The sequence below is a fragment of the uncultured Lamprocystis sp. genome (genome assembly GCF_903933125.1).
GTDB lineage: Bacteria > Pseudomonadota > Gammaproteobacteria > Chromatiales > Chromatiaceae > Thiodictyon.
The window spans coordinates 1-5,857 of record NZ_CAIZIZ010000259.1; the positions used below are offsets into that span (position 1 = coordinate 1).

General features: G+C 69.2%; 7 protein-coding genes. All 7 read left to right on the forward strand.

Annotated elements, in window-relative coordinates; all coding sequences use genetic code 11:
* Positions 1–224: 224 nt before the first annotated feature.
* From QZY03_RS12935 to QZY03_RS12965, 7 genes are read left to right on the forward strand one after another with little or no spacing between them, the layout of a single operon-like run.
* Positions 225–1,319, forward strand: a complete 1,095-nt coding sequence (locus tag QZY03_RS12935) for a phospholipase A (protein WP_295581630.1) — start codon at positions 225–227, stop codon at positions 1,317–1,319.
* Between the two features lie 25 nt (positions 1,320–1,344).
* Entirely contained in the window at positions 1,345–1,932 is a 588-nt protein-coding gene (locus QZY03_RS12940; protein WP_295581632.1) for a Na+/H+ antiporter subunit E, read from the forward strand.
* Positions 1,929–2,246: a monovalent cation/H+ antiporter complex subunit F gene (locus QZY03_RS12945; protein WP_295581634.1), complete on the forward strand. Its 318-nt coding sequence runs from the start codon at positions 1,929–1,931 to the stop codon at positions 2,244–2,246. Before QZY03_RS12940 ends, QZY03_RS12945 begins: the two co-directional genes overlap by 4 nt.
* Positions 2,243–2,599 (forward strand): monovalent cation/H(+) antiporter subunit G, encoded by a 357-nt coding sequence (locus tag QZY03_RS12950; RefSeq protein WP_295581635.1) that lies wholly within the window; start codon positions 2,243–2,245, stop codon positions 2,597–2,599. Before QZY03_RS12945 ends, QZY03_RS12950 begins: the two co-directional genes overlap by 4 nt.
* Positions 2,592–3,563 (forward strand): MnhB domain-containing protein, encoded by a 972-nt coding sequence (locus QZY03_RS12955; RefSeq protein ID WP_295581637.1) that lies wholly within the window; start codon positions 2,592–2,594, stop codon positions 3,561–3,563. Before QZY03_RS12950 ends, QZY03_RS12955 begins: the two co-directional genes overlap by 8 nt.
* Positions 3,560–3,922 (forward strand): cation:proton antiporter subunit C, encoded by a 363-nt coding sequence (locus tag QZY03_RS12960; protein WP_295581639.1) that lies wholly within the window; start codon positions 3,560–3,562, stop codon positions 3,920–3,922. Before QZY03_RS12955 ends, QZY03_RS12960 begins: the two co-directional genes overlap by 4 nt.
* A complete protein-coding gene (locus QZY03_RS12965) occupies positions 3,919–5,727 on the forward strand; it encodes a proton-conducting transporter membrane subunit (protein ID WP_295581641.1) in 1,809 nt (602 codons plus the stop codon). The genes QZY03_RS12960 and QZY03_RS12965 overlap by 4 nt, the downstream gene beginning before the upstream one ends.
* Positions 5,728–5,857 lie beyond the last annotated feature (130 nt).

The window sequence follows — 5,857 nt, forward strand, 5'->3', positions numbered from 1 at the left end:
CATCCTGGCCTGACGGCGTCGGGACTGGAACGGTCAGGGCTGGAAGCCCTGACTACGCAGCGGTCGAGAGGACTTTCATGTTCCGGGGTGGCGCGGGCACCATGGTCGTTCGCCGGACCAGGCCCGCGTCGGCACGATCCGACCGGCTAAAGCCTCGACGGAAATCATCCAAGGCAATAGCCTAAGGAATCTTGTACACCCATGAACTCCAGTAACCCTGAAGCATGAATACTCGCTCCCAGCGACCACGCCCGGCCGCACTGCTCACCCTGATCGGGCTCGGCGCGGTGTGCTGCGCCCCGGTCGGCGCGCGGTCCCTGCCGGCCGACCTCGCCGGCTGTGCCGCGGTGACCGCCGATCGGGAGCGGCTGGCCTGTTACGATCGAGCCAGCGGACGGCCCGCCGCTCCCGCCCTGGACACGGCGCCGGTAAGCGCACCCATGACGGCGCCGTCCGCTCCACTGACCGCCGGTTCCACTCGGACCGCGACGCCGGCGCCACCCTCGATGATCGACAATGCCTGGGGCTTCAACCCCGACTCCAGCCGCTACACCATTGTGTTCCATCGACCCAATTATCTCCAGGTTGCCCGGTATTCCAGCCAGCCGAACAATACGCCGTTCAAACAATTGTTCGATGCGGCGCAGGCCCCGGACGCCGAGCTGGACGCAACCGAAGCGCGCTTTCAGATCAGTTTCAAGGCGCGGCTATGGAGCACCGAGGATCGCCGTTTCGGTGTCTGGGCGGCCTATACGCAGCAGAGCCAGTGGCAGGTCTATAATGGGGAACTCTCGCGCCCCTTTCGCGAGAACAACTATATGCCTGAGCTGATCGGCAGCTTCCGGCCGGGGATCGCGTTTTGGGGCTGGCGTTGGCAGTTGTTCAATGTCGGCTACACCCACCAATCCAACGGCCGCGCCGACCCGATCTCGCGCAGTTGGGACCGTCTGATCGCCGAGTTCGGTGTCGAGCGCGACAACCTCGCACTCCTGCTCCGGACCTGGTATCGCCTTCCGGAGGACGACCAGGACGATGACAACCCGGACATCGAGGACTATTTCGGTTACGGCGACCTCACGGCGGTCTACAAATGGCGCGGTCACAGTTTTACCTTCACCGGCCGCGGGAATCTCGACACCGGCAAGGGCGCCGCCCAGTTCTCCTGGATGTCGCCGCCGCTCTTCGGCCCCCTGCGCGGCTATCTCCAGGCCTTCACCGGTTACGGAGACAGCATGATCGATTACAACTGGAATCAGAACTCGGTCGGCATCGGCATCGCGCTGAACGACCTGCTCGATGGCCCGCAGCCACAGGAATGACGCCAGTCGCCAAGGGTTCACCGTAATGCACGCGAATCAACTTCCCAGTCGGTCCCCCGGACGCCTGAAGTTCACCGATGATGGTGCAACGGCCGCCGCGCCGTCCGCGCTCGCCGCACTCGCGCGGGGTGCCGGGTTCTTCGGCTTCTGGCTGCTGTTGGCCCGCCCCGGCACGGACGCCCCGAGCACGCCGGATCTGGCCGCCGATCTGGTGGTCGGACTCCTGGCCGCCGCCGCGGCCACTTGGGTCAGCCTGCGTCTCCTGCCGCCCGCCCGGAAAGGCCTGCACTTCGGCGCGCTCGCGCGGTTCGCCGTCCATTTCATCCGGCAATCCATGGTCGCCGGGGTGGATGTGGCACGCCGCGCCTTCGACCCCCGCCTGCCGCTGAACCCCGGCTATCTGGCCTACCCGGTGCGCCTCGCGCCGGGCACCGGGCGGGCGGCCTTCGGTGCGGTTACCAGCCTGATGCCGGGCACCCTGCCGGTCGGCACCGCGGCCGATGGCGCCTTGATCTACCACTGCCTGGATGTCGATCAGCCGGTCGCGGCCGGACTCGCCCGCGACGAGGCGCTGCTCGCGCGGGTGCGGGGCAATGGCGGGGGCTGTCGATGACCGCGTTTCTGCTCGGCGCCGCGGCCTTTATCCTGGGGACTGTCGCCCTGGGGCTGGTGCGGATCCTGCGCGGCCCCGGCAATGCGGACCGGATGTTGGCCGCCCAACTGCTCGGCACCGGCGGCGTGGCGGCCTTGCTGCTGCTGGGCGTCGCCACCGGGGTCGGCGCGGTGTCGGAGGTGGGGCTCCTGCTGGCCTTGCTCGCCGCCTTCGGCTCGGTGGCGTTCGTCACCGGCGCCGGCCGTTCGAGCGACGCGTCGGCCGCGGACTCCGCCGCGGACACCCAGGGCGCGACGCGGAGTGAGCCCGAATGAGCCTCGCGCTGGATCTCTTCACCATCGTCGCGGTCACCCTGGGAGCCATCTTCTTTCTGGCCGGTACGGTCGGACTGCTGCGCTTCCCCGACACGCTGACCCGGCTCCATGCCCTGACCAAGGCGGACAATCTGGGCCTGGGACTGGTGGTGCTGGGCCTGCTGCCCCAGACCACGGCGCCCTTCGGCTGGATCGGCCTGATCGCGGTCTGGCTGCTGGCGCTGCTGTCCGGGGCCACGGTCGGCCAACTCCTGGCCGAGGCCGTGCGCCCGCCCGAGTGGGACCAGACCCGGACGCCGGCTGCTTCGCCGGATGTTCCCCCGAATGCTCCTGAGGCGTCGTCCCATGACTAGCGCACTGGTAGTGGATACCGCCCTGGTCCTGCTGGTCCTGGGGCTTGCACTGTGGATTACCGCCGCGCGCGCCGCTTACGGTGCCGCGGTTGGCTTTGTCGCCTACGGACTGTTGCTGACCATCGTCTGGGTGCGGCTCGCCGCGGTGGACGTGGCCATGACGGAGGCCGCCCTGGGCAGCGGACTGACCGGACTCCTGCTGCTCGGTGCGGCGGCCCGACTGGCTCCCTACGAGGCCGCCGAGTACCAGCGCAGACCGGGCCTTGGGCTGCGCGTCCTGGTCGGCGTCCTGTGCGCGGCCCTTGCCGCCGGGCTCGCTGCCGTGGTCCTGCTGCTGCCCGATCCGGCCCCCAGCCAGGCCCTCGCGGTGGCGGCGCACCTGCCCGCGACCGGGCTGGGCAATCCGGTGACCGGCGTGCTGATGGCCTATCGCGCGGTCGACACCCTGCTCGAATCCGTGGTACTGGTGCCGGCCCTGATCGGGGTCTGGTCCCTGTCGACCGAGATGGCCTGGGGCGGGCGGCCGGGATTCCTGACCCCCTGGCGCTCGGGCAGCGCCCTGCCCCTGCTAGCCAGGGTGCTGCCCCCCTTCGGCATCCTGGTCGGGATTCACCTCGTCTGGGCCGGCGCCGACGATCCCGGCGGCAAGTTCCAGGGTGCCGCGGTCCTGGCCGCCATGTGGATTCTGGTCATGGTGGCGGGTCTGCGGGAACCGCCGCGGGTGAGCGACCGACTCATGCGCTTCCTGCTCGTCATCGGCCCCCTGTGCTTCATCGGGATCGGCGCCGCCGGCATCCGGCTGGCCGGCGCCTTCCTGGCCTATCCGGAGGCTTACGCCAAACCCCTGATCCTCGCCATCGAGGTCGGCCTGACCATCTCAGTCACCGCGGTGCTCGGCTTGCTGCTCGCGGGACCGCCGGCGCCTGAGCCCCAGTACCAGCGCCAATCACGGAGGCGGTCATGAGTGGAACGACCCTGTTCGGTCTCTGCGCCGCCGCCCTGGTGGGATTGGGCCTCTACGGACTGATCTGCCAGCCCGGCGCACTGCGCAAGATCCTCGCGTTCAACCTGATCGGCAGCGGTGTCTTCCTGCTGTTCGGGGTGATCGCCCAACGCGGCGGCGGCGTCCTGGCCTTGGCCGGAACCGGCCGCGACGGCGACCCCGTTCCCCAGGCGCTGGTCATCACCGGGCTGGTGGTCGCCTTCGCGGCCACCGCCATCGCCGTCACCCTGCTGGTGCGTCTCGCCGAGACCAGCGCGCGCGGGACGCTGGAGGGCGATGAACCCCCGCCCCCGGCGCCCTCCGGCGAGCGGCGGCCATGATGGCGATCCAACCGATGCTCGCCGCGTGGTTCGCGGACCTGATGGACCTGGGCGGCCTCCTGCTGGTCATCCCGCTGATGCTGCCGGTCGTCGGCCTGCTGCTGGCGCTCGTCCTGCGCGGGCGGTCCCTGGGCCGCTTCGCCCTGATGCTGCTACTGCTGGGGCTCGCCGCCGCGGCGGCCATCGCCGCCGCCGTCGCGACCGGCCAGGACGCCTTGCACTACCAGTTGGGCGGTTGGGCGCCGCCCCTGGGCGTGGCCTTGAAAGCTGATGGACTCTCCGCCGTCATGCTCCTCACCACCGCGGTGGTGCTGCTGGGCGTCGGGATCTATGCCCAGCGGGGCTTCCAGATCCCGGCCGGCCTGCCCGAGACCCGCCGATCGCTCGCCTTCTGGACCCTGCTGTGCGGAATTTGGGGAGGCATCAACACGGTCTTTCTGGGCCAGGATCTGTTCACCCTGTTCGTCGCGCTGGAACTCCTGACCTTCTCCGCGGTGCCCCTGGTGGCCCTCGACGGCCGGCCCGAGACCCTGGCGGCGGCGCTGCGTTATCTGCTGTTCGCGCTCCTGGGCTCGGTGCTCTATCTGCTGGGCGCGGTGCTCTTCTACGGCACCTACGGCACCCTGGATATCGCTTTGCTGGCGGACCTGATCGCGGGGGCGGACACCTTGCCGCCCGCCGTGCCCGTCGCCGCCGCCCTGATGACCGTCGGCCTGCTCGCCAAGACCGCGCTCTTCCCATTGCATCTGTGGCTGCCGCCCGCCCATGCGGGCGCACCGCCGGCGGCCAGCGCGGTGCTCTCGGCGCTGGTGGTCAAGGCGTCCTTCTTCCTGATCCTGCGGATCTGGTTCGATCTGATGCCCGAACTGCTGACCCTCACGGCAGCCCAGGTGCTCGGCGCCCTGGGCGCCGCGGCCATCCTGTTCGGCAATCTGGTCGCCCTGCGGCAGACGCGGCTCAAGCTGCTCATCGCCTATTCGACCCTGGCGCAGATCGGGTACCTGTTCCTGATCTTTCCGCTGGCGGCGGGCGGCAGTTCGGTGGCACTGACCGCCGGGGCGCTTCAAGTGGTCGCCCACGCCTGCGCCAAGGCCGCCATGTTCATGGCCGCCGGCCTGATCGCCGCCGCCCTGGGCCATGACCGGATTCGCGGACTGAGCGGCATCGGCCGCGCGCTGCCGCTCACCGTCCTCGCCTTCGGGCTCGCCGGACTGTCGCTGATCGGCCTGCCGCCAAGCGGCGGCTATCTGGTTAAAACGCTACTCTCCGCCGAGGCGATCGGCACCGGGCAATGGTGGTGGTACCTGGTCGTGCAGGCCGGGGGCCTGCTCACCGCCGCCTATCTGTTCTTCGTGTTGAGCCAGGTCCTATCCGCATCGCCGCAACCGACGATCCCGCGTGAACACCCCCGGCTGGTGCAGCAATTGGTGGTCCTCGCCCTAGCCCTCTGCGCCCTGCTGCTCGGGCTGCTCGGGCTGCTGCCGCTATCCGCCGTCGATCTGCTCGAACTCGGCCGCCCGGCAGCCGCCGACAGCGGCGCCGCCTCCGCCCTCTTGGCCGACGCCTGGAGCCTGGACAAGCTCTGGTCTGGTCTCTGGCCCGTACTGATCGTCGCGGCCCTGGTCATCGCAGTGCGATACCGGCACCAGCGCAAACCGCCGGAACCGGAAGGAATCAGGCCAACCGCCGCGCCGGGACGCGCGCTTGATCAACTGGACCGCCTGTTGCGGCAATGGCCGGTCGCCGGGCTCTTGCTGTTGGTGCTGGCCACGGCGCTGGTGCAGACCATTTTGATTGGGCGATAAGGAACCCCTTTGCTTATCAGCGAAACAAAGTCCATTAGGGATCGCCTTTAAGGTCATTTACTGAACACCGGATACCACCCACCATCGGCTCGGATGTCGGCTCGGATGTAGGTGCGACTTCAGTCGCACC

Bases quoted from the DNA above. Each gene is read 5' to 3' on its own strand.
- QZY03_RS12950 (WP_295581635.1), top strand. From the start codon at position 2,243: ATGAGCCTCGCGCTGGATCTCTTCACCATCGTCGCGGTCACCCTGGGA.
- QZY03_RS12960 (WP_295581639.1), top strand. From the start codon at position 3,560: ATGAGTGGAACGACCCTGTTCGGTCTCTGCGCCGCCGCCCTGGTGGGA.
- QZY03_RS12935 (WP_295581630.1), top strand. From the start codon at position 225: ATGAATACTCGCTCCCAGCGACCACGCCCGGCCGCACTGCTCACCCTG.
- QZY03_RS12955 (WP_295581637.1), top strand. From the start codon at position 2,592: ATGACTAGCGCACTGGTAGTGGATACCGCCCTGGTCCTGCTGGTCCTG.
- QZY03_RS12945 (WP_295581634.1), top strand. From the start codon at position 1,929: ATGACCGCGTTTCTGCTCGGCGCCGCGGCCTTTATCCTGGGGACTGTC.
- QZY03_RS12940 (WP_295581632.1), top strand. From the start codon at position 1,345: ATGCACGCGAATCAACTTCCCAGTCGGTCCCCCGGACGCCTGAAGTTC.
- QZY03_RS12965 (WP_295581641.1), top strand. From the start codon at position 3,919: ATGATGGCGATCCAACCGATGCTCGCCGCGTGGTTCGCGGACCTGATG.